Origin of the sequence: uncultured Maricaulis sp. (genome assembly GCF_947259345.1) — a bacterium.
Classification (GTDB): Bacteria; Pseudomonadota; Alphaproteobacteria; order Caulobacterales; family Maricaulaceae; genus Maricaulis.
Genome location: NZ_CAMYLS010000027.1, coordinates 199,187 through 225,097 on the forward strand (window position 1 = coordinate 199,187; position 25,911 = coordinate 225,097).

Here is a 25,911-nt window from a genome sequence, read left to right on the forward strand (position 1 = left end):
GCGGGCTTTTTGTTGCGTCAGCTTGCTCAGTTCTGGCCGATCGGGGTGCGATCAAGATCGACATCCGGCGCGCCAGGCGCATAATCAGCCTTCCCGTCCGAACCCATCATCGGGTCGAGGTCCCCATCCATCAATGGATCATCGACGATCGGCGCGGCCGGCGTGTCGCTTGCCTCCGTGGCGACCGTCGCGACCGGCTCGGACTCAGGCTGGTCGTCAGCCGAGGCCGCGGGTTCTGCTTCGATGACGGTTTCCGGCGTCGCTTCAGATTCGACGCCAGCCTCGGCTTCCAAGGTGTCATTGCCCGGCATGGGCGGCGGCGGAGCGACCGGCATGGTCCGTTCATCGTCGAGATCAACACTTGCCGGAGAAGCGGCAGAGCTTGCAGCGTCATCGCCTTGAGGGTCAGCGGTTTCAACCGCGGTCAGGGCCGCGGCTGCAGCGACATCATCAAGACTGGGTAGATCTTCATCGACCGTCGGATCTGCGGCCTCCGCTTCCGTATCCGCGACCACGGCTTCCGCATCTGTGATCTCAGCCTCCGCAGATGCAATCTCGCTCTCTGGGAGAGCGATCTCGGTCTCCTCGGCTTCGGTCCCGGTTTCTGCCTGGTCCGGCAGATCCTCGTCAGTCTCTGAAACCGACTCACTGTCGGTGCTGGCGTCGACCGCCTCGCTGGTGTTGGTGGTTTCTTGCGCCTCGACATTTTCCTCTGCCGGCGCGGGCGCGAGGTCAGTCTCTGCATCCTCGGACGCAACGGACTCTGCTATCGGCTCGACCTCATCCGAAGCATCGCTCTCGGCACCTGGCGCCTCGATGTCCTGGGCGGTTTCGGTGTCCTGGACGGCATCGGCCGGTGCTTCCGCGTCGCCGGCAGCGTCCGGTATCGCAGCGTCAGCCGCGATTTCGGTTTCCGTGTCGTCGGTCGGCGCGGCCGGCAGAAGGTCGTCCTGGGCCGGCGCTTCGACTTCGCCCGATCCGTTGTCGTCCTGCGGAATTTCGCCGGTTGCAACCGCCTCGGAGGCGCCGTCTTCTATGGCGGCCTGCGATTCTTCGCTTTCGTCTATGGCTTCCGGCGAGTCTTCCGCTTCCGCGCTCGCGCCCGACTCCGGTCCGGACGCCGTGTCAGTCTCTGCCGCGGCTGTCTCGGCGACATCCGCATCATCATTGCCTTCCGCCGTCGCGGTCGCTGCCGCGATGGCAGCACTGGCGACCACGCCAGCCTTCGCCGCGCCGGATGTGTCGCTGGCGCGCACGCCTTCCTCGGGCGGGTTGCGCAGCGCGTGTTCGGCGAGACGGGCGACGCGAGCATTGAAGCGTCCGCCATCACGCACGCGATTTATCAGTCCGCCCAGCATGAAGAGCAGCAGGCTACCACCGATGATGGCCAAGGTCGGCAAAGCCGCCCCGAGAATGCTGCCGGCCGCCAGGGCCAGCGCACCGAGGGCCGGGATGTAAACCAGGCGCCAGGACCGTCCGAGAAAGCTCAGAAGGGCGAGCAGGCCGGCTCCAACGCCGAGCCCCCATTCGGTCAATTGTGCCATCGGTATGAAGCCGAGCGATGCGAGCGCGTCCAGGATGCCGGACGGCAGGGCTGCCTCAAGGCGCCAGCCCGGCAGGCCGGGCAGAAAGGCGGCGATCTCCGCATAAACATCAAAGGCCGGCACAGATGCGATCAGATTGGCATTGACCTCGGCCAGGAAGCCGTGAATGGCCGGCCAAACGGCGGCGATGGCCACCAAGGCGAGAGCGAGCACGGAGAGCCACCAATTGAAGCCTCGCGTTACGCCGGAGCGCGCCAGCAGGCCGGTTGCCTCCGGTGCCGCGCGCATCCAGGTGCCTCGCGTATGATTGACAATGGCCGCCGGGCGGGAGCGTCGATTGGGGCCGGCCTGGACCCGCAGAACGCTGGCCGTATCCCCCGGTGCCAGTGCATTCGAGCGCTCCAGAAGACGGACATCATGCGCCATGCCGTCCGTATCCGTGACCCGACCCATTCCATCATCCGAGGCGGAAACTTCACCTGAAACCGTGTAGAAATCGATCCGGCGGGCGCCGAAAGACTGCCCGGCATGTGCGGTCGGTAACAAAGACATGGCTTTACGCACCTCTAACAACGAACGCCTGGCCGGATGTGTCAAAACGGCAGGCCTCTCACCCATTCGCGAGGAACCCTACAAGTTTGATGCCGGAAATAGAACGGTCTTCATCCATTCTTCAGAAATTGTTCAACATCTGTTCCGCGCGAGGCGTGCTGAAAGCGGGCTTCCGTGTTCTTCGGCGAGCCGCTAGCTTGCCGCCATGCGAAGCTTGATTGTCTGTTTTTGCCTTGCCCTGACTGCCTGCGGCGGGGTGCCGGTACCGGAGCTGCCCGGTCTGGCGCCACCCGGGCGTGGGCCTTTCATGCCGCGTGATGAATTGCCGGTTCCTCCGAATGTAGAGCGCATGATGGGACCCGAGGATTGTCGGGGCTCGACCCTGGCCGCGGTATCGGCCTCCCTGCCTGATTATCCGGCCCGGGCCTGGGCGCGGGGACGGCAGGGTTGGGTCGTGGTGCGCTTTCATGTCTATGCAGATGGCAGTGTGCATCGTGCGCGGGTTCACCGTGCTGTGCCCGACGGACCGTTCAACCGCGCCACGGAGCGCGCAGTCTCGAATTGGCGGTTCGCGCCGCTGGAGGGCGTCGAAATTCTGGAGAATTGCGCCGTCATGTTCGAATTTCGCGCCGGCGAAGTGCACATTCGCTGAGCCGATCCCGCTTTCCACACATTCCTTCAGTGGGCGGGCGCGCATTCTTCGCTCCGCCTCGCTCGCGCGGGCCTGCCGGATATAGCAGGGCGGACGACCGATCCTGCCATTGCGCCGGGCTCGGGTTTTCCCCATTCGGTCTGGCGGGGTATATAACTTATTAAGATTTTTACCGGCCCGGGCATCGCCCGCGAGTCCACTGGCCGGTATCATGGTGATTCGTGAGGGCCGCAAGCGATTGGGGGCGGGTCCGCACCCAGGGCGACATTGATGACCGGACAGACATTTCAGTTCGTGACACTTGCTGTCACCGTCGGCGCCGTAGCCTTTGCCGTGGCCGTGGGTATCTGGGCCTTCAAGCTGACCTCGGGTGCGCGCGGCGCGCAGGCGCTATGGCGCCGCAAGCTGGCCGAGCTCGAGGATCGTATCGCGCGAGCCGATAGCGTTTTCGGCGCCCATCCCGGTCTCGTCCTTGTCTGGGATCAACCGCCCTTTGATGAAGCCGACACAGGCTGGGGTGAGCCGCGCATCTTCGGGTCCTCCGTGGCCCTGGCCTCACTGCTGCGCTTCGCCGAGGCCAGCGATGGCCCCAATCCTGCCGGCATCCTGATGGAAGGTCTTGCGGACTATGAGGCTCGCTCGGCTGGCGGCGATGAAACCACGCTGCGTCGCCGCTTCCAGGAGCTGATGCAGAAAGGCCAGCCTTTCTCGCTGACAATTCTTGGCCCCAGCGGTCGATTTCTGGAAGTTGATGGCCGGGCCGCCGGGACGCAGCTTGTGGTCTGGCTGTCCGATGCGACGATCCGCGGTCTCGAAGAATCCGGCGCTCGGGGGCGCATCGAGGAGGCGCGCCGCCTGGTGTCCAAGGACCCGCTGGCTTTTCTCGATATGCTCGGTCGTGCGCCTTTCCCGGCCTGGCGAATGAATGCCAGCGGCCGCATGGAATGGGCGAACCAGGCCTATGTGAAAGCGGTCGAGGGCGACACGATTGACCACACGCTTGATCGCCAGATCCTGCTCGACACGGCGATGTCGGACCTCGCGTCCCGCGCGACGACAGATGCCGACCCGGTCGAGGAGATGCGCATTGTGGTGGTCGACGGATCGCGCCGTGGCCTGCGATTCATGGTCTTCCCGGTCTCGGGTGGCGCTGCCGGCTTCGCCCTCGATGTCACGGATGGCGAAGAGGCCAAGGCGGCATTGGCCCGTTTCCGCCGGGCCCATGACGATACGCTCAATCACATGGCCGAGGCTGTGGTGGTGTTTGATCGGTCCAAACGCCTGAACTTTCATAACAAGGCCTTCTCCAACCTGTTCAAGCTCGATGATGCCTGGCTGAATGAGCGGCCGGGTCACGCGCAATTCCTCGATCGCATGCGCGAAAAGCGACTGCTGCCGGAGCAGGCCGATTTCAGTGCGTGGAAGACCGAGGAATTGGCGCGTTATGACGCCCCGCCGAATGAGGAAACGCCGGACGAGCTCTGGCCATTGCCGGATGGCCGCACGCTGCGCGTCGCCCGTCAGCGCCATCCGCTGGGTGGCCTCATGCTGATTTTCGAGGACAAGACGGACGAGCTCGCCCTGCGCGCGCGTTATAACACGCTGATCAATGTGCAGCGGGCCACGCTCGACAAGCTTCACGAGGCCGTTGCCGTTTTCGGGGCCAATGGGCGGCTGCAACTGAACAATTCGGCCTTCGAGGATCTCTGGGGTTTCGAGGCGGACGAGCTGGACGGCCAGCCTGATTTCGACGCCGTGTCCGAGACCTGCGCCGCCCTGTTTACCGATGACCGTGTCTGGACCGATATCAAGGCGCGGGTCACCGACCCCAGCCCGCAGGCGCGCAAACAGGTGACCGGTGAGATGCGGCGTTCAGACGGTCGTGTCCTGACTTATCTCACGCGCCCGTTGCCTGATGGCGCGACGCTGATCTGCTGGGATGATGTCACCGATAGCCGCCGCATCGAAGAAGCGCTGCGCGAGCGGGCCGAAGCGCTGGAGACCTCCGAGCGCATCAAGACCGAATTCGTCGAGCATGTGAGCTATCAATTGCGCACGCCGCTGACCACGATTGGCGGCTATGCCGACATGCTGGCCCAGGGGTTTGCCGGCGAGTTGTCCGATCGCCAGAAAGAGCCGATGTCGGCAATTCAGTCGGCGGCCGCTCATCTGGCCAAGCTGATTGATGATATTCTCGATGTCGCGGCGATCGATGCCGGGCAACTCGAGCTCGAGCTCGGCGATGTTGATCTGGGCGAGGTGGCACGCGAGGCAGCCGAGCTGGTCGCCGCCCGAGCCGATCATCACGCCATCAAGCTTGATATCGAGGTGGAAGACGGTCTTGGCCTGCTCCGGGCGGACCGTAATCGCCTTAAACAGGTTTCAATGAACCTGCTCTCGAACGCCATTCGTCATGTTGCGACCGGGGGGGCTGTCACGATCGGCGCGCGCTGCAATGGCGAGGATATTACGCTCTGGGTCCAGGATGATGGCGAGGGGATTGCGCCTGAGAAACAAGCCAGCGTGTTCGACCGTTTCTCCCGCGGCGAGCGTGGCGGCGCCGGCCTTGGCCTGTCACTGGTCAAGGAAATCGCCGAACTTCATGGCGGTTGGGTCGAGCTTCAGTCAGAGCCGGAGAATGGCACGCTGGTTTCCTGCCACCTGCCATTGGAGCCGCGCAGCACGGCGGTGCCACCCGAGCTGGATCTCGCCAACCGGGCGGCGACGCGCTTGGCGGGCGATCGGGCCCGCGCCGAATAATCGTCAGATTGGTTGTTGTGGTCGCGGTCGTGCCGGGGCGATCAGCCCTGGTCCTGCGGCATCCGCACGACCAGGCCGTCCAGGGCGTCGGTGACCTTGATCTGGCAGGACAGGCGCGAGGTCTCCTGAACCGCTTCAGCGAAATCCAGCATCGAGTCTTCCATCGCTTCGCGCGAACCGGTCTTGTCGGCCCAGGCCGGGTCGACATAGACGTGACAGGTCGCACAGGCGCAGGCGCCGCCACAATCGGCGTCGATTCCGGGAACCAGATTGCGCACGGCGCCTTCCATCACGGTCAGCCCGGTGGCGACATCGATGACGTGTTCGGTTCCGTTGTGCTCGATATAAGTGATCTTCGGCATGCTTGTCTCCGTTGGGTCCCCAGCACATGAACAGCGTTCACGGCCGAGTCAAGATTCAGCCTCACCGCTTGCCGTTCCGGGCGGGCTTCGCTAAGCGCAATCCATGGGGAATTCGAACACTGTTTCCTTGCCCGACCTGGCAGCCACGCAGGCCCTCGCCAATCGCCTGTCCGTGGCTTTGCGCCCCGGTGACACCGTCTTTCTGACCGGTGATCTCGGCGCCGGCAAGACGACCTTGGCCCGCACGGTCATTGCGACCCTGTGTGGCGTCGAGGATGCGCCCAGCCCGACCTATACGCTGATCCAGACCTATGAGGGCGATAAGGGCGAGCTCTGGCATGCCGATCTCTACCGGATCGAACACGCCCGGGAGCTGGACGAGCTGGGTCTGGACGACGCCTTTGGTGACATCATCGTGATGATTGAATGGCCGGACCGGCTGTTCGGCCTGGTGCCGGATGACCGTCTGGAAATCCATCTCGAAATGGCCGGGGATAGTCCGGGCGACGCCATGGACACACCGCGGCGGGCACGCTTAACAGGGTTCGGGGAGTGGGAGACACGCCTTGACGAAATCTGACCGAAACGCCGCAATGACGGCCTTCCTGGACGCTGCCGGATGGGGCGATGCCGAGCATCAGCCATTGCCCGGTGACGCCTCCACGCGGCGCTATGTCCGCTTGGTCAAGGGCGCCGAAATGGCCATGCTGATGGATGCGCCGGCATCCGCCGAAGCGCCCGTCTGTCCGCCTGACGCTGACCCCGATAAACGCGCAGCGCTGGGCTATAACGCCGTGGCGCGTCTGGCCGGGTCCAACCTGGTGGCCTTTGCCGGTCTGGCCGATGCCCTGTGCGAGCGCGGATTCTCGGCGCCAACCATCCTCGCCAGCGATATCGAGCATGGCTTCCTCCTGCTGGAGGATCTCGGCGATGATCTGATTGCGCGCTTGCTGCCCGGGACGCTGCATGAGGGTACGCTCTACGCCAAGGCGGTGGATGTGCTCGCGGCGATCTACCGGTCCAGCTTCCCGGCGTCGGTGGAGCGCGACGGGCAGTCCTGGCCGCTCCTGCGCTATGATGCGACGGCGCTGATGGCCGAGGCGGACCTCTTCCTCGACTGGTTCATGGACAAGCATGTCGGCGCCGGGCTCGACGCCGCCGCACGCGATGACTGGCGCTCAATCTGGGCCCGCGCCTTCGAGCGTCTGGATCATTGTGCGCCCGGTCTGGTCCTGCGAGATTTCCATGCCGAGAACTTGATCTATCTGCCCGAGCGGGACGGCGAGGCCGAAATCGGCCTGCTCGACTTTCAGGACGCGTTGATCGGGCACCCGGCCTATGACCTCGTCTCGCTCCTCGAGGATGCCCGGCGCAATGTGGAGCGCAAGCTGGCGGTGCCGCTCAAGGCCCGTTTCGTCGCCCAGGCCGGGATTGAGGATGCGGCCGGATTTGATGCCGCCTATGCCGTTCTCGGGGCCCAGCGCAATGCCAAGATCCTGGGGATATTCGTCCGCCTCGCCATGCGCGATGGCAAGCAGCGCTATCTCGACCTCTTGCCGCGCGTCGCCCGCCATTTTGTGGCCGACCTCCAGCACCCGGCCCTGATGCCGCTGCACATGTGGGTGAAGTCGCATGCACCGCAGGTCTTCGCGGAAGCGCACAAATGATTGAGATCCGCACCGCCATGGCGCTCGCCGCCGGTTTGGGGACGCGCATGCGACCGGTCACCAATGACCGGCCCAAAGCCCTGGTCGAGGTCGGCGGCAAGGCCCTGCTGGACTGGGTTCTCGACCGCTATGCGGCGGGCGGGGTCGAGCGCTGTGTGGTCAATATCCACCATTTCGCTGATTCGATGGAGGCGCATCTGGCCGGTCGGAGCCACGCGCCCGAGATCATTATCTCCGACGAACGCGGTGAGGTGCTGGAAACCGGCGGCGGCGTGGTCAAGGCCCTGCCCGAGCTGGGGACTGACCCGGTTTTCATTTCCAATATTGATGCGATCTGGGAAGAGGCGGGCGCCGCCTCGCTCGACAGTTTGCGGGCGGCCTGGGATGACAGCCAAATGGATGCCCTGCTCCTGATGGCCCCCATGGGCGAGACACTCGGCTTTGATGGTCCCGGTGACTCCTTCCTGGAAGGTGATGGACGGGTCCGCTTTCGGGGCGAGGCGGCGCGCGCGCCCTTCGCCTATGCCGGCGTCCAGATCCTGCATCCGCGCGCCCTGGCCGGGCGACCGGTCTCGCGCTTCTCGATGATGGAGGTCTGGCGCGAGCTCGCCGGTGCCGGGCGGCTGCACGGGGTCGTGTTGCCGGAATTCTGGATGCATGTCGGTGATCCCATTGCCCTGGCTGAGGCGGAAGCCCGGCTGGCGCGGTGAGCGAGCGGCTCTTCGATACGTCCGGGCCCAGCCTCTACACCCTCCCGCCTCAAGCGGATTTCCTGCGCGCCATTGCGACGACGCTGCGCGAGGCTTTCGATGCGGCCGAAAATCCCGATGCGCTGACCCGCCTCCTCATCCTCACGCCCACGCGCCGGGCTGCGAAGGCGCTGGGTGATGTCTTCGCCGAACTGGCCGGCAATGGCGTTGCCCTCCTGCCGCTCATCCGCCCGATCGGCGATGTCGATGTCGACGACCCGCCCTTCGAACCGGGCGAGCTGGCCGGTCTCGCCGCACCTTCAATCTCGCCGGAGCGTCGCCGCTATGAGCTGGCGCGCCTTATCCTGGCCAAGGAAACCGCGCTTGGGCGTCCGATCGGGGTGGGCGGCGCCCTGTCCCTGGCCGACTCGCTGGCGGCCTTGCTGGATGATTTGGCGACCGAGGATGCCAGCAATCTCGCGGCGCTGGATGAGGCGGTCGAGACTTATCTGCCGGCCGACCGGCGCGAGGCGGTGGAATTCCTCGACATTGTCCAGCGCATCTGGCCGGCACGCCTGGCCGAGCTGGGCCTGACTGATGCGGCCAGCCGTCGCTCGCTGGTTCTGCGGGAGCTGGTGGCGCGCTGGTCGCGCGAAGCGCCGAACCATCCGGTGCTTGCGGTTGGGTCCACCGGCTCCATCCCGGCCGCGCGCGACCTGATGGCGGTGATCGCCAATCTGCCCCGGGGCGCGGTCGTCCTGCCCGGCTTTGACTGGGACGCTGACCAGTCGGCCTGGGATTCGATCGCCGATGATCACCCGCAATGGGCAATGAAGCGATTTGTTGAAGATCTGGGTCTGCCACGGGAGCGAGTGAAAGCCTGGCCGGGCGCCGCCGAGACCGCTGACGCCGCCCGCCGCCGGCGCCTGATCGCTGAAGCCCTGCGGCCGGCCGACACCACGGACGAGTGGCTGACCCGGATCGCCACACTCACAGACCAGTATGGCGATGATTTCTTTACCGCGGGGCTGGACGGGCTGAGCCTGGTCGAAACGCCGGACGAGATCAGCGAAGCGCGGGCCTGTGCCCTCATGCTGCGCGAGACGCTGGAGACACCGGACCGCACGGCAATTCTGGTGACGCCAGACCGCATGCTGGCGCGCCGGGTCTCGGCGGAAATGATCCGTTTCGGTGCGCGACTGGATGATTCTGGCGGCGCGGCTCTGGCCGAGACACCCTCGGGGGCCTTCCTCACGCGCCTGCTGGATGCCGTGACAGATTGCGGCAGCGTCGTCGCGCTGACCGCCTTGTGGGGTTCACCCCTGTTTCGTGGCGGCTGTTCGCGGGGTCAGGCGCACACCGTGCTGGCCAAGTTCGAGGCCGAGGCTCTGCGTGGTGCCCGTCCGGGACAGGATCTGGCCGCGATACGGGCGCGTCTGGACGGCGAGTTCGTCAAGCTCTTCCCCGATGACCGGGCACGGATCGAGGCCATTCTGGACCGGCTTGAGGCGGCCTTCGCCAGCCTCCTGGCGGATGGCAAGCGACCAGCCCGCGACTGGGCGCGCGCCCATGCCGAAGCCGCAGAAGCCCTGGCCGAGGATGACAGCGGAAGCGGGGCCGAGGCGGTCTGGTCGGGTGAGGGTGGTGAGGCGGCGGCGGGTCTGTTGCGGTCCTTGCTCGAGGAAAGCGAGGCGCTGCCCGATATGCGCCTGCGCGATTATGCCCAGGCCTTCGCGGAAATGTGTCGCTCGCGCCGGGTCGCGCCGCGCCTTGGCGTGCATCCCCGCCTGCAGGTTCTCGGACCGCTTGAGGCGCGTCTGATTACGGCCGACCGGGTGATCCTGGCGGGCCTCAATGAGGGTGTCTGGCCACCGGGTCCGGGCGCCGACCCGTGGCTGTCCGCCGGGATGCGGCGCAAGGTCGGACTGGGCGCCCCGGAGCGACGCTATGGTCTGGCGGCGCATGATTTCGCCCAGCTGGCCGCGGCGCCCGAGGTGATCCTGACGCGGGCCCAGAAGTCTGAAGGCTCACCGACCGTGGCGTCGCGCTGGGTCTGGCGGTTGAAGACGCTGGCCCGCGGTGCGCTGGGTGATACGGCCAAGAGGTCATTCGCGCCGGACATCGACTATGTCGCCCTGTCCCGCGCCTTGGATGATCCGGGCACGCCGCCAGTGCCGGCCCCGCGCCCGGCGCCTTGTCCACCGGTCAGCGTGCGGCCCCGCCGGATGTCGATCACTGAAATCCGGACCTGGGTCCGCGATCCCTACTCCATCTACGCCCGCCACGTCCTCGGACTGAGACGTCTCGACCCGGCCGACATGCCGCCCGGACCGCGCGAGCGGGGTTCGGCCTTGCACGATGCGCTGGAAGCGGTTGTGCCAAACTGGACGGATGGCGTGCCGGACGATGCGGTGGCCCAGCTTCTGGCCGTCGCCGAGCCGCATCTGGAAGCGGTCGGGTTCGGCCCGGAGGATCGTGTGCTCGAGCGAGCCCGTTTTGAGCGCGCGGCGCGCTGGCTGGTCGGTTGGGAGGTTGAGCGACGGGCTCGCGGCATTGCGCTCGACAAGGTCGAGATCAAGGGGCGTATGCGGTTTGACGGTCCTGCGGGCGAATGGGCACTGACCGGTCGTTCGGATCGCTTTGACCGCCATCCGGACGGGCGGCTGGACATTATCGACTACAAGACGGGCTCATCCTCGAGCGCCAAGTTGATCGAGGCCGGCTTTGACCCGCAACTACCCCTGACCGCTGCCATGGCGCGCGATGGGGCCTTCGAAGGCCTGGCCGCCGGCGCCCCGGCGGGCCTTTATTACATCTCGCTGCCGGGTAATGCGATGGGTGGCAAAGAGGTGCGGATCGACGGAAGCAAGTCCCTTGAAGCCGGCGAATTTGCCGATCAAGCCGTCGAGGATTTGCGTCAGTGGATTGCTCGTTTCGACGACGAAACAATGTCCTATGGCAGCCAGATCCGCGCACAATATGTGAATGATTACGGCGATTTCGACCATCTGGCCCGGCGAGGCGAGTGGGCCTCAGCTGCCGGTGAGAAGCCGGAGGGCGGGGCATGAGTGAGGCCCGCTTCGATCCGGAAATCAGCCAGTCCGCAACCCAGGCCCAGCGGCGCGCAGCGCGGCCCGAGGCCAGCGTCTTCGTGGAAGCCAATGCCGGCTCCGGCAAAACCCGTGTCCTGGTTGACCGGGTGATCAATCTCCTGCTCGCGGACAACCGGCCGGAGACCGTTCTCTGCGTCACCTATACCAAGGCCGCCGCCGCCGAGATGAAGGAACGCCTCTTCAAGCGTCTGGGCGATTGGTCGGTTACACCGGACACGGTTCTCGCACATGAGCTGAAAGACTTGCTGGGCCGCGATCTCAAGCCCGGCGAAGCGGACACGGCTCGCAAGCTTTTCGCCCAAGCGCTGGAAACGCCGGGCGGTCTCAAGATCCAGACCATTCACGCCTTCTGTGAAAACCTGCTGCGCCGCTTCCCGTTGGAAGCGGGCGCTCCGCCGGGCTTCGAGACCCTGGATGATGCCGCAGCCGGGCAGGCCATGGAGACCGCGCGCCGCGCCGTTCTGGCGTCCTTGTCGGAGCAGGAAATCGGCACCTTGATCGAAGCGGGTGGTCCGGATGCCCTGTCGGTTATTCTGCGCTGGGCGCGCTCCAATCGACATGATTTCGCCGCCACAATGGCGGGTGCTGGCGGTGTCGATGCGCTGGCAGCACAGCTCTGGACCTTGCTGGACCTGCCGGTCGACTGCGATGCGGACACGCTGAAGCGGGACATCATGGCCGCCATGCCGCGTCCCGAGATCGAGGCAGCGGCCCATGCCCTGTGCCATGAGGGGAGCAAAACAGACAACGCGCGCGGCGACGTTCTCAAGCTCGCCCTTTCGGCTGACGCGCCCAGCCCGGCCTACGAGACGTATCTGGCGGCTTTCTTCACCGACAAGGGCAAGGGCAGCAGAGCGAAGAGTCTCGCAACGAAGGCTATCGCCAATAACTTCCCGCACATCCTCACCCTGCTTGAAGCCGAAGCGGAACGACTTGAGGCGGCGCGCGAGACGATCCAGCGCGCCACGATCGCCCAGGCCAGCGCGGTCGCGATCGCCGTCACGGCCCGCTTCGTCAAGGCTTATGACGCGGCGCTGGAGCGTGCGCGGGCGCTTGATTTTGATGATCTTGTGCGTTTGGCGGGGCGCCTCCTGGCGCCTGAGAACCCGTTCTCGGGCTGGGTCGGCTACAAGCTGGACGGCATGCTGGCCCATGCCCTCATCGACGAGGCGCAGGACACGGCGCCGCAGCAGTGGGACATGATCCGTGGCCTGACGGCGGAGTTCTTCGCGGGTGAGGGGGCGGTCGAACAGGGCCGGACCCTGTTCGTGGTCGGTGATGAGAAACAGTCCATCTACTCCTTCCAGGGCGCCGAACCAGCCCGTTTTCTGGAAGAGGGTGACCGCCTTGCCGCGTCTGCAGCAGCAGCCAGCTTGTACTTCGAGCGCCCGAGCCTGAATGTCTCCTTCCGCTCGGCGCCAGAGATTCTCACCGCCGTCGACCAGGCCTTTGCCGCGCGCCTTCCGGCCCCGGAAATGAAATTCCAGGCCGGTGCCACCGATCTGCCCTTCGCCCGCTATCAAGGCCATCGTGCGGCGCGCTCGGGTATGCCGGGCTGTGTGGAGATCTGGCCGGCCATCCCCAAACCCCCGCAGGTCGAGGAGACCTCGATTTTCGACCCGGTCGATCTTCAGGCCCGCGGCACTTCCCGTGACCTGCTCGCCCGGACAGTCGCCGGCGAGATCGCCGACATGCTTCGCCGCGGCGATGCGGTCTGGGAGGAAAAATCGGGGCGTTTCACGGCGCGTCCGGTTCGCCCCTCCGATATTGCCATCCTGGTCTGGCGGCGAACCGGTGGCTTCTTCGAGGAAGTCATTCGCCAGCTCAAGCTGAACGGTGTGCCCGTGGCGGGTGCCGATCGCATGGTGCTGCGCGAGCAGACCGCGGTGAAGGACATGCTGGCGCTGGGGCGCTTTGCCATGACGTCCGGCGATGATCTCGCCCTGGCGGAAATCCTGCGCTCGCCGCTCTTTGATCCGATCGACCCGGAACAGCCGGGCATAGATGAAACCGCGCTCTATGATCTCGCCCGCTCGCGGACCGACCTCAAGCGCCGCGGCACCTTGTGGAATGCGCTCTTCACCAGTGAGGACCCGCGCTTTGCGGATGCCCGCCAGGCCCTGACCCAGCTGCGGGACCAGGCCGACAAGACACGGCTCTATGATCTCTTCACCGGCTTCCTCAATGCCCGCACACCAACCGGTGAGACGCGCTGGGCCCGCATCTATGCCCGTCTGGGTGAGGAGGCGCGCGATCCGCTGCAGGAATTCCTCGCCCGGGCGCTCCAGCATGAGCGCGAGGAGGGTGGCGCGCTGGCGAGCTTCATCGCGCGAATTGAGGGCGAAGAGACCCAGATCAAGCGCGAGATGAGCCCGGACCGTAACGAGGTTCAGGTGATGACGGTCCATGCCTCCAAAGGGCTGGAGCGCCCGGTGATCATTCTTCCGGACACCACGCGCAGCCCGGTCACCGGCAAGACGGATCCGGTTTTTGCGCATCCCGAGTGCGGATTGCTCTGGTCACCGCGCAAGGCTGAAGACCCGGAGGTGGTCGAAGGATTGCGCCTTGAGGCTCAAAACCGGCAATTGGCCGAACATGGCCGGCTGCTCTATGTCGCCCTGACCCGGGCCCGGGATCGCCTGATCGTGTGTGGCTGGCGTCAGGGGCGTGGCGATCTCGGCCAGATTTCCGACGATAGCTGGTACAAGCAACTCGCCGACGCCTGGCAGGGCGAGGGCTGGAACGAGATCGCCACCCCGGTTGATGCTGTTGTCGAAGAGGCTGGCCCCGGTCTGCGCTTCGGGTCGGCACCGGTGGTGCTGGGTCGGGCCGTCGACGAGGATGGCGAGCGCGCAGCGATCCCCGACTGGGCGTCCGCGGCTGTGGCGCTGGAAGAAGGGCAGATCCGCAGCGCGGCCCCGTCCAGCCTGCTGGCGGATGAAGAGGCCGAGCCTGCCGTCCGGTCTCCGCTGGCCGATCCGGGCGGGCATCGCTTCCGTCGCGGTGATGTGATCCACAAACTGCTCCAGACCTTGCCCGACCTGCCCCACGAGCGGCGCGAGGCGGCAGCGTCGCGCTTCCTCTCGGCCCAGCCGGATATTGCCGAGGCCGATCGCGCGCAAATTGTCACCGAGACGCTGGGGATTCTCGATCATCCGGAATTTGCGCCGCTATTCGGACCGGACAGTCGGGCCGAGGTCGCCCTCGTCGGACACGCGCCGGGCCTGCCCGCCAATACGATCATACGTGGCCAGGTCGACCGACTGGTCGTGACCGCGGATGAGGTCCTCATCATCGACTACAAGACCAATCGCCCGCCCCCGAGCGAGGTTGCTGCAGTGGCGAAAGTCTATCTCGGCCAGATGGCCACCTATCGTGCCCTCCTGCGAGCGGTTCATCCCGGAAAATCCGTGCGTTGCGCCCTGCTCTGGACGGATGCGGCGCGATTGATGGTGCTTCCGGACGCGGTTCTTGATCACATCTTCGACGCGGGCGTGGCTTGACGCGGGGGCTCGCCCCCCCTACCTCACGCGCCATCAATTGAGTCCGCCCCCGCGGATTCGTTTCAGCAAAGGAGTGTCCCATGGCGACCAAAGCGGTCAGCGATGAATCCTTCGAGAGTGACGTGATCAATGCCACCGGCCCGGTCCTTGTGGACTTCTGGGCTGAATGGTGTGGTCCGTGCAAACAGATTTCCCCGGCGCTCGAAGAGATTGCCGAAGAAATGTCCGGTGCGCTGACGGTGGCCAAGGTGAATATCGACGACCATCCGATGACGCCGGGCAAATATGGTGTGCGTGGCATTCCGACCCTGATGATCTTCAAGGACGGCCAGGTCGTCTCGACCAAGATCGGCGCCATGGCCAAGGGCAAGATCTCCGAGTGGGTCCAGGAAACGCTCTAGGCGGTTCTTGATCAGCGAAGACAAGAAAACGGGCTCTCCGGTCGGAGGGCCCTTTTTTGTTGCGCGATTGAACGCGTCAGCCCGCATTGATCAGCTGGACGGCCACATCATCGGCGCTGTCAGCGTCGGAAGCGATGTCAGGCATCACGCCCCGGCCCTCGATCCGGCCATTCGAGACCGAATAATAGTCCGCAATGGGCAGCCAGAGCTGCAGACCTTCGGGCAGGTCAAACACGGTCTGGGACAGCATCTGGCCGGCGGTGACCTCCCCGATCAGTGTGGCGCGACCGGAGGCTTTCAGAGCGTCGGCAGCCATCTCGGCGGCGCTGGCGGTGGTTTCGCTGACAAGGACATAGACCGGCCCGTCATAACGGTTCTCGGTAACGGGTTCGAAGCGGATCGGGGTCAAGGAGTTGACCTGAACGGCCTGCCAGAAGGAGCGCAAGGACCAACCCTCCCAGGACGCGATGCCGTCGATATCAGAGGCCGTGGGCGCGCGGTCATGGGCTGCATTCCAGGGCTGCGACACGAAGATGCCGGCCTCAAGCGGTTCAGCCAGGACGTGGCGGACGAGCGGAAGGACCGCGAAGGCCCCGCCGCCATTCTCACGCAGATCGATCACCAAAGCCTCGGCGCCCCGGGCGGCGATCTGGGCATAGGCCGCATTGATCTCCTCAATCGTGTCCTGACCCATCATGGTCGTGACGGTGAGAATGGCCGTCTCATCCTGCCAGCCCAGCGTGGCGCCACCTCCCCCGATGCGCAGATTGTCGACATGGGTGGCCATCTGTTCGGCCGTGCCCTGGGCCTCCGACAAGGTGACGTGGGAAAAGGGGGCGTCAGCCCAGATCGCGCGAAAGCCGTTGAGGAAATCGGCGCGATTGGTCGCCTCGGAGCCCAGCTCCAGCATGGCCGTTTCGATCGCCTGATAGGCGGGTGCGTCGAGCTCCTCGGGATTGTAGTGATGGTCGCGCATCAGTGTGGTGATCGCATTGGCGACCGGCTGCATGTCGGTGGCGCCCGGACCCGGTTCGGCAGACGCCGATGATTGCACCAGAGCCAGCAGGCCGGCGGCCATGAGTGAGAATGTCATGATTTTCTGTCTCCAAAGGGCGCTCGAGTCCTGAGGAAGTGGGATGCCTGTGGCAGCCCGATTGGATGCAGTGTCGCTGCGCTGGCGCTCAGCCCGGTGTGATGTGCGGAGGTTCGTCGCCCAGGGCCAGCGCCTCGCCGACCAGATAGAGCGAGCCGCTGACCAGGATGCGTGGCGAGGGTGTTTCCCTGGCGGCATTTTTCATCGCCGGGATCAGGCCGGTGGCGGCGCAGGCGTCCAGCCCGGCGCGCTTGGACGCGGCCACGACCTCGTCCACCGGCTGCGAGCCGCCGCGGCCGGACTTGAACTCCACCGCGATCAGGCGGCGGGCGAGGCCGGCGAACTGGCTGCACCAGGCCTCCACATCCTTGCCCGGCGTGAAACCGGCAATGATGACCAGCGGTCGGTCCTCACGCTCATCCATGTCGGCAAGAGCGTGGGAGAGGGCCTTGGCGGCGGCTTCGTTATGACCACTGTCGAGCCAGAGCTCGGCTTCGACCTTGCGGGCGATATCGCCGATCGGTCCGGACGACACGCGCTGCAATCGACCGGGCCAGCGCGCATCGCCAATGCCCTTGGCGACGGCGTCCTCCGGCCATTGCAGGACCGCGGCGCAGGCCGCCGCCGCACCAGCATTGAGGATCTGATGCGGACCGAGCAGGCCCGGTGCCGGCAAATCCCAGACCTGGTTCTCGTTCTCGTAGACCAGCCGTCCGTGCTGCATATAGGCATTATAGTCGCGGCCCCAGACATAGGTCGGTGCGCCGATCTTCTGGGCTTCGTCAAGGATGGCGGATTCGGCGATATCGCACTGGCTGGCGATCACCGCCGGCACGCCAAATTTGCAGATGCCGGCCTTGATGCGGGCAATGTCGGCGAGTTCGTCGCCAAGGAATTCCTGGTGGTCGAGACTGACCGGCGTGATCACGCTGAGGGCCGGTTTGGCGATGACATTGGTGGCATCCAGTCGCCCGCCCATGCCGACTTCCAGGATGAGGCGGTCGGCGGGATGTTCGGAAAAGAGCAGGAAGGCGGCTGCCGTGGTGATCTCGAAGAAGGTTATGGGTTCGCCGAAATTGGCGGCTTCGCAGCGGGCAAAGGCCTCGATCAGCGTGCGGTCATCCACCGGCCTGGAATCGAGCAGGATACGCTCATTGAAATTGACCAGATGGGGTGAGGTATAGATATGGACGCGCTCGCCCTTGGCGCGGGCCATCTCGGCCAGAAAGGCGCACAGCGAGCCTTTGCCATTGGTCCCGGCGACATGGATGGTCGGTGGCAGGCTGTCCTGCGGCGAGCCAAGTGCGGCCAGGAGCCGCTGAAGGCGGCCCAGGGAGAGGTCAATTTTCCGGGGATGCAGGCGCGCAAGGCGCGCCAGCGCGTCGTCGAGGGCTTGTCGACGCGTGCTAATGGCTCCCCCCGTCGGTCACCACATGATCAGGCGGCGGCGGGGTGAGGGAGGCGGGCATGGAGGTGCCGGGTTTCTTCATCAAGACCCTCAACATGCGGGCCAGTGTAGCGGGAATGTCGGCGCGATGCACCACTTTGTCGACCATGCCCTTTTCCAGCAAATACTCGGCGCGCTGGAACCCTTCCGGCAATTTTTCGCGAATGGTTTGCTCGATCACGCGCGGCCCGGCAAAGCCGATCAGGGCGCCGGGCTCGGCGATATGGATATCGCCCAGCATGGCGTAGGAAGCGGTTACCCCGCCCGTGGTCGGATCGGTCAACACGACGACATAGGGCAGGCCGGCCTCGCGCAACATGTCGACGGCCAGCGTTGTGCGCGGCATCTGCATCAGCGACAGGGCGCCTTCCTGCATGCGGGCGCCACCGGCCGCGGTGAAAACGATGAGCGGCGCCTTGCGCGACAGGGCGAGCTCGGCGGCCTTGATGAAGCTCTCACCCGCGGCCATGCCAAGCGAGCCACCCATGAAGGCGAAGTTCTGGACCAGAACGACGCTGTCGAGTCCGCCGATCTGGCCATGGGCGATCGCCATCGCATCATCGCGCCCGGTCTTCTTGCGGGCCGCGGCGAGGCGCGTCGTATAGGGTTTGTCGTCGCGGAATTTGAGCGGATCCTTGGCCACTTCCGGCGTGTCGATCTCGGTGTACTCGCCGTCGAAGGTGAACTGGAAGCGATAGGCCGGGGTGATCCGCATATGGTGACCGGCCGGGGTCACGAACATCCCCGCTTCCAGGTCCTTGTGGAAGACCATCTCCTCGGAGATCGGGCATTTGACCCAGAGATTGTCCGGCGTGTCGCGTTTGGAAAAAATCTTCGACATGCCCGGCGGCGTGATTTTCGACAGCCAGTTCAATCCGTTCGACTTCTCGGTCATCGCGTCTTCCGTACTCTTTGCAGCCCGAAGGCCTACCAGTATCAGCGTCGGGCGGCATGCACCGCCGAGGCCAGTCGTTTCACCAGGCCGGTTGCCCCGTCGATGCCGCCCTCATGCATGGCGTCGACAATGGCCGATCCGACCACGACAGCATCAGCCCGTTTGGCGATCGCTTCGGCCTGTTCAGGCTCGCGAACGCCAAATCCCACCGCGACCGGCAGGCCGGACGCGGCCTTGACCCGGTCGACAGCGGCACCAACCTCGGTGACCACGCCGGTTCCGGCCCCGGTCACCCCTGTCGTGGAGACGTAATAAACGAAGCCTGCCGTATTGGCGACCACGGTCGCCAGACGGTCATCATCGGTGGTCGGCGTGGCCAGGCGGATCAGGGCAATGCCTTGCTTGGTCAGTGCGGTGCGCAGCTCGTTGTCCTCTTCCGGCGGGACATCGACACAAATCAGGCCATCCACCCCGGCCTTGGCGGCGGCTTTGGCAAAGGCCTCCCAGCCCATCGAGAAGATCGGGTTGGCATAGCCCATCAAGACCAGCGGCGTTTCGGTGTCGCGCTTGCGGAACTCGGCAGCCTGGGCGAGCGTGCCCTTCAGCGTCATGCCCGCCTCCAGCGCCCGCAGCGCCGAGGCCTGGATGGACGGCCCGTCCGCCATCGGATCGGTAAAGGGCATGCCCAGCTCGATGACATCGGCACCAGCCGCCGGCAGTGCATTCAGCAAGCCCTGGCTGTCACCATCGCCGGCCATCATGTAGGCAACAAATCCGGCACGATTATAGGCGGTCAGCTCCGCGAAACGGGTGGTGAGGCGGTTGGTCATGGCTACAACTCCACCCCCAGCATGCGGGCGACTTGCGGGACGTCCTTGTCGCCGCGGCCGCACATATTCATCAGGATGACGCCGTCCGGGCCGAGCTCCTTCGCGAGGTCGCGGACGCGGGCCAGGGCGTGGCTGGGTTCCAGGGCCGGTATGATGCCTTCCAGCTTGGTGCAGAGCTGGAACATCTCCATCGCCTCCTCATCCGTCGCAGAGACATATTCGGCGCGCTTCATGTCGTGCAGGAAGGCGTGCTCCGGGCCGATACCCGGATAGTCCAGCCCGGCCGAGATGGAATGGGCGTCGATGATCTGGCCGTCATCATCCTGCAGGAGATAGGTCTTGTTGCCGTGCAGGATACCGGGGCGTCCGCCCTTCAGGGAGGCAGCATGCTTGCCGGTTTCGACACCATGGCCGGCAGCCTCGACGCCGATCAGGCGAACCTCCTCATCCTCGATGAAGGGATGGAAGAGGCCCATCGCGTTCGAGCCGCCACCGATACAGGCCACACAGGCATCCGGAAGACGTCCGAGCCGGTCCATCATCTGGGCGCGGGCCTCGCGTCCGATAATCGACTGGAAGTCGCGCACCATGGCGGGATAGGGGTGCGGGCCGGCGACCGTGCCGATGACGTAGAAGGTGTCCGAGACATTGGTCACCCAGTCCCGCAGCGCCTCATTCATGGCGTCCTTGAGCGTGCCCGTGCCGGAAGTCACCGGGATAACCTCGGCGCCCAGCAGCTTCATGCGGAAGACGTTGGGGGCCTGTCGCTCGACATCAGTGGCGCCCATGAAAACCGTACAGGGAATGCCGAAGCGCGCGGCCACGGTGGCCGTCGCCACGCCATGCTGGCCGGCGCCGGTCTCGGCGATGATGCGGGTCTTGCCCATGCGCTTGGCCAGCAGGACCTGGCCGAGGCAATTATTGATCTTGTGGCTGCCGGTATGGTTGAGCTCGTCGCGCTTGAGCCAGATCTTCGCGCCGCCGAATGCCTCCGTCAGGCGTTCGGCGAAATAGATCGGGCTCGGCTTGCCGACATAATCGGTCAGGAAGAGGTCCATCTCGGCCTTGAAGCCCGGATCCGCCTTGGCGGCCTCATAGGCCTTCTCCAGCTCGAGAATGTTCGGCATCAATGTTTCGGCGACGAAACGACCGCCGAAATCGCCAAAGCGGCCATCGATATCGGGCCAGGCGGAAAGCGCATTCGGTCGTGTGTCGGCAGAGGCGGTTTCGCTCATGGCACGCTCCTTGTGCGCTGGAATGGGGCTCAGCAATTCGCCAGGGCGTTGGCGAAGCCGGCGATGCGCGCCGCATCCTTCTGGCCGGGCGCGCTTTCAATACCGGAAGACACGTCAACCGCCCCGGCTCCGGCAGCCGAGACAGCGGCGCAGACATTGGTGTCATCAAGCCCGCCGGACAAGAGCCAGGGCACGGAAATCTGCAGAGATTTCAGCAAAGCATAATCATAGCCATGGCCCAGCCCGCCGGGTCGATCGGCGCCGGCCGGTGGTTTGGCATCAAAGAGCAGCATGTCAGCGATCCGATCATAGGGCTTGGCCGCGTCCAGATCGCTCGCCTCGGCCACCGGCAAGGCCTTGATAACGCCCCGTTTTGCATAGGCACGGGCCTGGATGACGCGCTGCGGGTCTTCCGAACCGTGCAACTGAATCCAGTCCGGCTGCATGGCGTCCCGAATCTGCGCCAGCAAATCATCATCCGGATTGACCGTGACTGCGACTGTCTCGCTGGACTTCGCCAGGTGACACAGCTCGCCAGCCAATGCAGGCGAGACATGGCGGGGGCTCTTGGGGAAAATCACATAACCCGTCCAGCGCGCCCCGGCCGCCTCGGCGGCCGCCACGTCGCGCCCGGTCTTCAATCCGCAGAATTTGATATCGGTCATGGGCTGAGCGTTAGCGGTTTCAAGGGCGCGGGGGAAGCCTTCTGTGAAGCGAGGCCAGGGCACCCGTCCCGAGGGGGCGCATGACTAGAATTCTGCGCGACGCGCGGGCTGACCCATAAATCCCATGGCAGCCAGCGGGCCGTATCGGGTTCTTGAGGTCAAGGGCGCCGTAGGCGCCGCTTCGCGGGCATGCCCCTTGAGCTCAAGAACCCGATACGGCTGTCTCCCGGCAAGGGCTTTAAGGAGACGTACGCGCTTCGCGCGATGATCGGGCCTCAGCCGGCATATCTCTCAGGGCTGACCATTCACCACCGCCTTCCCCGCCTCGGGAAAAGCCGGTTCGGTCCGATTGAGGCAGAAGGCCATGGGCTGGAACAGCATCCAGGCGATGAAGGCCTTGATCTTGGGCTCTTTCGCGCGGGTCGGGTCGAACACCATGTAGTGGCCGTCGCCAAGGTCGAGCTCGGTGGAAAACGGGGCCACCAGCGCTCCCGAGGCCAGCTGTTCGGCGAAATAGATCGGGGTGACCATGGTGGCCGCATCGCCCGAGGCGATGGCGGCGGAGACCTCCATGGTCTGGGTTTCCAGTTCAAGCGCGGGGCGGTCAGGCAGAAGATCGGGGTCACCGCCGGCTGTGCGGAACCAGTCTTGCCACCAGCTGATCGGCCCGAACAGGCGCAGCTTGAGCAGGTCGTCCGGGCGTTCGAACGGGCCGAAGCGGTCGAGCGCGGCGCGCGGGACGAGTGGTGCCGTCGTGTCCCCGAACAGCCGGCGTGCCTCCAGCCCGGGCCATTGCCCCTTGCCAATGCGAATGCCGATATCGGCCTCCCCGGCCTTGATGTCGACCAGGTCGGAGCGGCTGTCGATCCGGACCGCAAGGCTCGGATTGTCGAGCTGGAAGGCGCCGATGCGCGGAACCAGCCAGTTCGAGCAAAAGGTCGGCAGGGCGGTCAGCGAGAGCACGCTGTCGCGATCCTCGCGAACATCACGGAAGGTGCGCTCCAGCAGGCGGAAGGCATCCGACGTGCCGCGCGCCAGGCGGGCGCCGCGCGCGGTGAGCTCGACATGCCGGGCCTTGCGCTCGAAGAGGGTGAAGCCGAGCCGGTCCTCCAGCATTTTGATCTGATAGCTCACGGCTGCCTGGGTCATGCCAAGTGCCTCGCCGGTGCGGGTGAAATTTCCAAGCCGCGCCGCCGTCTCGAAGACGCGGATGGCGTTGACCGGAGGAAGATTGGGCGCTCTATCCATAAATTCAAATTATGACAGACCTATGAGAATGCGTTGGTCACTGACACGATACGCCACCTATATCAAGGCATCGCTTGATATGGAGGCGGTCATGACATTGACCGAACTGATGATTGAAACCACCGAGCCCCGGCTTGTGAACGCGGTCATGCCGCGTCACTCGGCGCGTCAGGACTGGCTGGGCTGGATGGTCCGGCGCTTTGCCTGGCTGGATGGTCATGCGGACTGGAACCGCAAGGCCTAGGGGCTCAGATGGCGGCTCAGGCCGCCGCGAAGGGCAGGGCCGATGCCTGATGCCGATAGGCATTGGCCGCATAGGCGGTGAGGTCGATCGGCGCCGTTGATGCCGATGACGGTTCCGATCGGGTATCAGCTTGTCGCATTTCCGCGATCTGTTGATTCAGCGAGGGTTGCAGCTTCTCCCCAGGCGCTGCCGCCTCGCCCTCATCGCTGTCCTGCCCTTGCTTGCGATTGAGCTCGGCGCGCGCCTGGGCAATCTTGGCGTCGGCCAGCGCCGCGACCTTGCGGTCCTGACCGGACGGCTCGGCCGGCGCCAGGGCTGCCGCCTTGACCTGTTGCATCTTCTCAATGGTGGCCTGTGGGTCGCCCTTTATCTCGCTCGCATCGATCGGGACTTCCCCACCAACTGCATAGGCGCGCCCGTCCGGGCCCTTCTGGAACGTGTAGCTGGCGGCGCCCGCATACTGGCCGCCAGCCGCCTGGTGAGCCTGCTCATGGGCTCTCACCTCGCGATCGCGCGCCTTGAGCGCATCGACCTGCTTGCGCTCCTCGTCGGAAAGCTGTTCAGAGCTCCTGACCTTCGATGCGCCGCCACAGCCGCCGCAGGCTGAACTTCCGCACGACCCGCACGCTGCGAGCCGATTGGTCTGTTCAGTTGCAATCGTTCTGGCGACCCGGGCTATCGCCGGGGTCGAGATGACGGAGGACACGGATGACGCAATCATTGCCGCGAGTATCGCCGCGGCGCGTTAATCCGTCGTAAAGGGAATCAATTAAAGGCCCGTGACCGCCTTGCGGGTCAGGCGATTTCCGGATTGGTCTCGCGCGAGGCGTCGACGCGTTCGCGCAACTCCTTGCCTGTCTTGAAGAAGGGTACATGCTTCTCCTTCACGGCCACGCTTTCGCCGGTGCGCGGATTACGACCCACGCGGGCCGGACGGTGTCGCACGGAGAAGGCGCCAAAGCCGCGCAGCTCGACACGGTCGCCGTCGGCAAGAGCATCGGTGATCCCGTCGAGGATGGTGTTCACGACGCGCTCGACATCCCGGTGGTAAAGATGGGGATTGGCCTCGGCCAGTTTGTCGATCAATTCCGACTTGATCATGCTAACCCTCCGCGTGTGAATGCCTAATCCTTACGTCTGGCGCCCGCCGCGTCAATGCGCACCGGCAAAATTGATCAATAAAAAACGGCCGGAGCGTGGGCCCCGGCCGTTCTTCATGTCCCGTTCGGGAAAGACGCGGATCAGTCGTCCTTGTCTTCGGTATTCTCGCGCAGGGCAGCGCCGAGGATGTCGCCCAGCGAAGCGCCGGCATCCGAGGAACCATACTGCTCGACCGCTTCACGCTCTTCGGAGATCTCGAGCGCCTTGATGGAGAGCGAGATGCGACGCGTGGCCTTGTCGATATTGGTGATGCGGGCATCAACCTTGTCACCGACGGCAAAGCGTTCCGGACGCTGCTCGCCGCGATCGCGGGAAAGGTCGGACTTGCGGATGAAGGCCTTGACCGGGCTGTCATCGCCGAAGGCGACTTCAATACCGCCCGAGGTCACTTCGGTCACGGTGCAGGTGACGGTGTCACCACGGCCCACGCCGGAGCTGTCCATCGGGTCGCCGGCCAGCTGCTTGATGCCAAGGGAAACGCGTTCCTTCTCGACGTCCACATCCAGCACTTTCGCATCGACCATGTCGCCCTTCTTGAAGGCTTCGATGGCCGCTTCGCCCGACTGGTCCCAGGAGATGTCGGAGAGGTGGACCATGCCGTCGATGTCGCCGTCGAGGCCAACGAACAGACCGAACTCGGTGATGTTCTTGATCTCGCCCTTGATGGCGGTACCGGACGGATAGTTCTCGGCGAACACTTCCCACGGATTGCGCTGGGTCTGCTTGACGCCAAGCGAGATGCGGCGCTTGTCGGCGTCGACATCGAGGACCATGACCTGGACTTCCTGGGAGGTCGACAGGATCTTGCCCGGGTGGACGTTCTTCTTGGTCCAGGACATTTCGGAGACGTGGACGAGGCCTTCAACACCCTCTTCCAATTCCACGAAGGCACCGTATTCCGCGATATTGGTGACGCGACCTTCAAAGGTGGCACCGACCGGGTATTTCGCGGCAACGCCTTCCCACGGATCGGACATGAGTTGCTTCATGCCGAGCGAGATGCGCTGGGTTTCCTTGTTGATCTTGATGATCTGGACTTTGACCGTCTGGCCGACTTCCACCACTTCAGACGGGTGGCCAACGCGGCTCCAGGACATGTCGGTGACGTGCAGCAGGCCGTCAATGCCGCCCAGGTCAACGAAGGCACCGTAATCGGTGATGTTCTTGACGACGCCGTCACGGGCTTCGCCCTCGGCCAGCTGGCCGACGAGTTCAGCGCGCTGCTCGGCACGGCTTTCTTCCAGAACGGCGCGGCGCGAGACCACGATATTGCCGCGCGGACGGTCCATCTTCAGGATCGCGAACGGCTGTTCCTGGTTCATCAGCGGGCCGACATCGCGGACCGGACGGATATCAACCTGGGAGCCCGGCAGGAAGGCGGAAGCGCCACCCAGATCCACAGTGAAGCCACCCTTGACGCGGCCGACGATAGCACCGTTGACCGGGTCCTTCTTGTCGAAGGACTTCTCGAGGCGGTCCCAGCTCTCTTCGCGGCGAGCCTTGTCGCGCGAGAGGATGGCGTCGCCGAGGGCGTTTTCGATACGCTCGAGATAAACTTCGACATCGTCGCCGACTTTCGGGGCTTCAGAGCCCGGGCCGGTGAATTCGCGAAGCGGGATGCGACCTTCGGTCTTGAGGCCAACATCGACAACGACATCGCCATTCTCGACGGCGGTAACGGTGCCTTTGATGACCTGGCCTTCAGCCAGATCGCGTCCGGCCAGGCTGGCTTCCAGCATGGCGGCGAAATCATCAGTCGACGGGGTAAGAGTTTCTGTAGACATGTTAAAGGGTTGCTCCGAGGCAGCGAGTTCGGATTTTCTGTGTCTCGCCGCTTGGCCGGGTTCGGC

20 protein-coding genes and 1 pseudogene are annotated in these 25,911 nt (G+C 64.9%); 9 read left to right on the plus strand and 12 right to left on the minus strand.

Features of this window, described 5'->3' with window-relative positions:
* Positions 1–26 precede the first annotated feature (26 nt).
* Positions 27–2,096 (minus strand): hypothetical protein, encoded by a 2,070-nt coding sequence (locus Q0X62_RS12550; protein WP_297736288.1) that lies wholly within the window; start codon positions 2,094–2,096, stop codon positions 27–29.
* Between the two features lie 349 nt (positions 2,097–2,445).
* Between Q0X62_RS12550 and Q0X62_RS12555 the strand changes: the two genes are divergently transcribed.
* Both Q0X62_RS12555 and Q0X62_RS12560 read left to right on the plus strand, forming a co-directional pair.
* Positions 2,446–2,748 carry an energy transducer TonB gene (locus Q0X62_RS12555; RefSeq protein WP_297736291.1) on the plus strand — a complete coding sequence of 101 codons (303 nt, stop codon included), beginning with the start codon at positions 2,446–2,448 and terminating at the stop codon, positions 2,746–2,748.
* Between the two features lie 270 nt (positions 2,749–3,018).
* A complete protein-coding gene (locus Q0X62_RS12560) occupies positions 3,019–5,508 on the plus strand; it encodes a PAS domain-containing sensor histidine kinase (protein ID WP_297736294.1) in 2,490 nt (829 codons plus the stop codon).
* Positions 5,509–5,549: 41 nt separating this feature from the next.
* Here the strand turns inward: Q0X62_RS12560 and Q0X62_RS12565 are convergent, their stop codons facing one another.
* On the minus strand, positions 5,550–5,870 hold the full coding sequence (locus tag Q0X62_RS12565; protein WP_297736297.1) for a 2Fe-2S iron-sulfur cluster-binding protein: 321 nt from the start codon (positions 5,868–5,870) through the stop codon (positions 5,550–5,552).
* Between the two features lie 103 nt (positions 5,871–5,973).
* Here Q0X62_RS12565 and tsaE point away from each other — a divergent pair, with 103 nt between their 5' ends.
* From tsaE to trxA, 6 genes are all read left to right on the plus strand, one after another.
* A complete protein-coding gene (gene tsaE, locus Q0X62_RS12570) occupies positions 5,974–6,450 on the plus strand; it encodes a tRNA (adenosine(37)-N6)-threonylcarbamoyltransferase complex ATPase subunit type 1 TsaE (RefSeq protein ID WP_297736299.1) in 477 nt (158 codons plus the stop codon).
* Positions 6,437–7,537 (plus strand): phosphotransferase, encoded by a 1,101-nt coding sequence (locus tag Q0X62_RS12575; RefSeq protein WP_297736304.1) that lies wholly within the window; start codon positions 6,437–6,439, stop codon positions 7,535–7,537. Before tsaE ends, Q0X62_RS12575 begins: the two co-directional genes overlap by 14 nt.
* Positions 7,534–8,247 carry a nucleotidyltransferase family protein gene (locus Q0X62_RS12580; protein ID WP_297736307.1) on the plus strand — a complete coding sequence of 238 codons (714 nt, stop codon included), beginning with the start codon at positions 7,534–7,536 and terminating at the stop codon, positions 8,245–8,247. Before Q0X62_RS12575 ends, Q0X62_RS12580 begins: the two co-directional genes overlap by 4 nt.
* Positions 8,244–11,294 carry a double-strand break repair protein AddB gene (addB, locus tag Q0X62_RS12585; RefSeq protein WP_297736310.1) on the plus strand — a complete coding sequence of 1,017 codons (3,051 nt, stop codon included), beginning with the start codon at positions 8,244–8,246 and terminating at the stop codon, positions 11,292–11,294. The genes Q0X62_RS12580 and addB overlap by 4 nt, the downstream gene beginning before the upstream one ends.
* The gene (gene addA, locus Q0X62_RS12590) at positions 11,291–14,842 is read left to right on the plus strand and encodes a double-strand break repair helicase AddA (protein ID WP_297736313.1); all 3,552 of its coding nucleotides are present in this window, start codon (positions 11,291–11,293) and stop codon (positions 14,840–14,842) included. The genes addB and addA overlap by 4 nt, the downstream gene beginning before the upstream one ends.
* A gap of 80 nt (positions 14,843–14,922) precedes the next feature.
* Complete coding sequence (gene trxA / locus Q0X62_RS12595) at positions 14,923–15,243, plus strand: thioredoxin TrxA (RefSeq protein ID WP_297736316.1); 321 nt, start codon at positions 14,923–14,925, stop codon at positions 15,241–15,243.
* A gap of 76 nt (positions 15,244–15,319) precedes the next feature.
* On the opposite strand, the gene Q0X62_RS12600 is transcribed toward trxA, so the two are convergent.
* The 7 genes from Q0X62_RS12600 to Q0X62_RS12630 all read right to left on the minus strand — a co-directional run bounded on the left by Q0X62_RS12600 (position 15,320) and on the right by Q0X62_RS12630 (position 22,656).
* Complete coding sequence (locus tag Q0X62_RS12600) at positions 15,320–16,336, minus strand: S41 family peptidase (RefSeq protein ID WP_297736319.1); 1,017 nt, start codon at positions 16,334–16,336, stop codon at positions 15,320–15,322.
* Between the two features lie 88 nt (positions 16,337–16,424).
* Complete coding sequence (locus Q0X62_RS12605) at positions 16,425–17,747, minus strand: folylpolyglutamate synthase/dihydrofolate synthase family protein (protein ID WP_297736495.1); 1,323 nt, start codon at positions 17,745–17,747, stop codon at positions 16,425–16,427.
* Entirely contained in the window at positions 17,743–18,678 is a 936-nt protein-coding gene (gene accD / locus Q0X62_RS12610) for an acetyl-CoA carboxylase, carboxyltransferase subunit beta (protein ID WP_297736322.1), read from the minus strand. The genes Q0X62_RS12605 and accD overlap by 5 nt, the downstream gene beginning before the upstream one ends.
* 41 nt (positions 18,679–18,719) lie before the next feature.
* Positions 18,720–19,508 carry a tryptophan synthase subunit alpha gene (trpA, locus tag Q0X62_RS12615; protein WP_297736324.1) on the minus strand — a complete coding sequence of 263 codons (789 nt, stop codon included), beginning with the start codon at positions 19,506–19,508 and terminating at the stop codon, positions 18,720–18,722.
* A gap of 2 nt (positions 19,509–19,510) precedes the next feature.
* On the minus strand, positions 19,511–20,743 hold the full coding sequence (gene trpB / locus Q0X62_RS12620; RefSeq protein WP_297736327.1) for a tryptophan synthase subunit beta: 1,233 nt from the start codon (positions 20,741–20,743) through the stop codon (positions 19,511–19,513).
* Positions 20,744–20,772: 29 nt separating this feature from the next.
* Positions 20,773–21,408 carry a phosphoribosylanthranilate isomerase gene (locus Q0X62_RS12625; RefSeq protein WP_297736331.1) on the minus strand — a complete coding sequence of 212 codons (636 nt, stop codon included), beginning with the start codon at positions 21,406–21,408 and terminating at the stop codon, positions 20,773–20,775.
* 291 nt (positions 21,409–21,699) lie between these two features.
* Positions 21,700–22,656, minus strand: a complete 957-nt coding sequence (locus Q0X62_RS12630; protein ID WP_297736333.1) for a LysR substrate-binding domain-containing protein — start codon at positions 22,654–22,656, stop codon at positions 21,700–21,702.
* Between the two features lie 28 nt (positions 22,657–22,684).
* On the opposite strand from Q0X62_RS12630, the gene Q0X62_RS12635 reads away from it, so the two are divergent.
* A complete protein-coding gene (locus Q0X62_RS12635; RefSeq protein WP_297736335.1) occupies positions 22,685–22,900 on the plus strand; it encodes a hypothetical protein in 216 nt (71 codons plus the stop codon).
* A 16-nt stretch (positions 22,901–22,916) separates the two neighbouring features.
* Here Q0X62_RS12635 and Q0X62_RS12640 read toward each other — a convergent pair whose 3' ends face one another.
* From Q0X62_RS12640 to rpsA, 3 genes and pseudogenes are all read right to left on the minus strand, one after another.
* Entirely contained in the window at positions 22,917–23,621 is a 705-nt protein-coding gene (locus tag Q0X62_RS12640; RefSeq protein WP_297736338.1) for a putative metalloprotease CJM1_0395 family protein, read from the minus strand.
* Positions 23,622–23,695: 74 nt separating this feature from the next.
* Positions 23,696–24,001 carry an integration host factor subunit beta gene (locus tag Q0X62_RS12645; protein ID WP_297736342.1) on the minus strand — a complete coding sequence of 102 codons (306 nt, stop codon included), beginning with the start codon at positions 23,999–24,001 and terminating at the stop codon, positions 23,696–23,698.
* Positions 24,002–24,141: 140 nt separating this feature from the next.
* A pseudogene (rpsA, locus tag Q0X62_RS12650) lies at positions 24,142–25,872 on the minus strand (30S ribosomal protein S1); the annotation flags it as partial.
* Positions 25,873–25,911 lie beyond the last annotated feature (39 nt).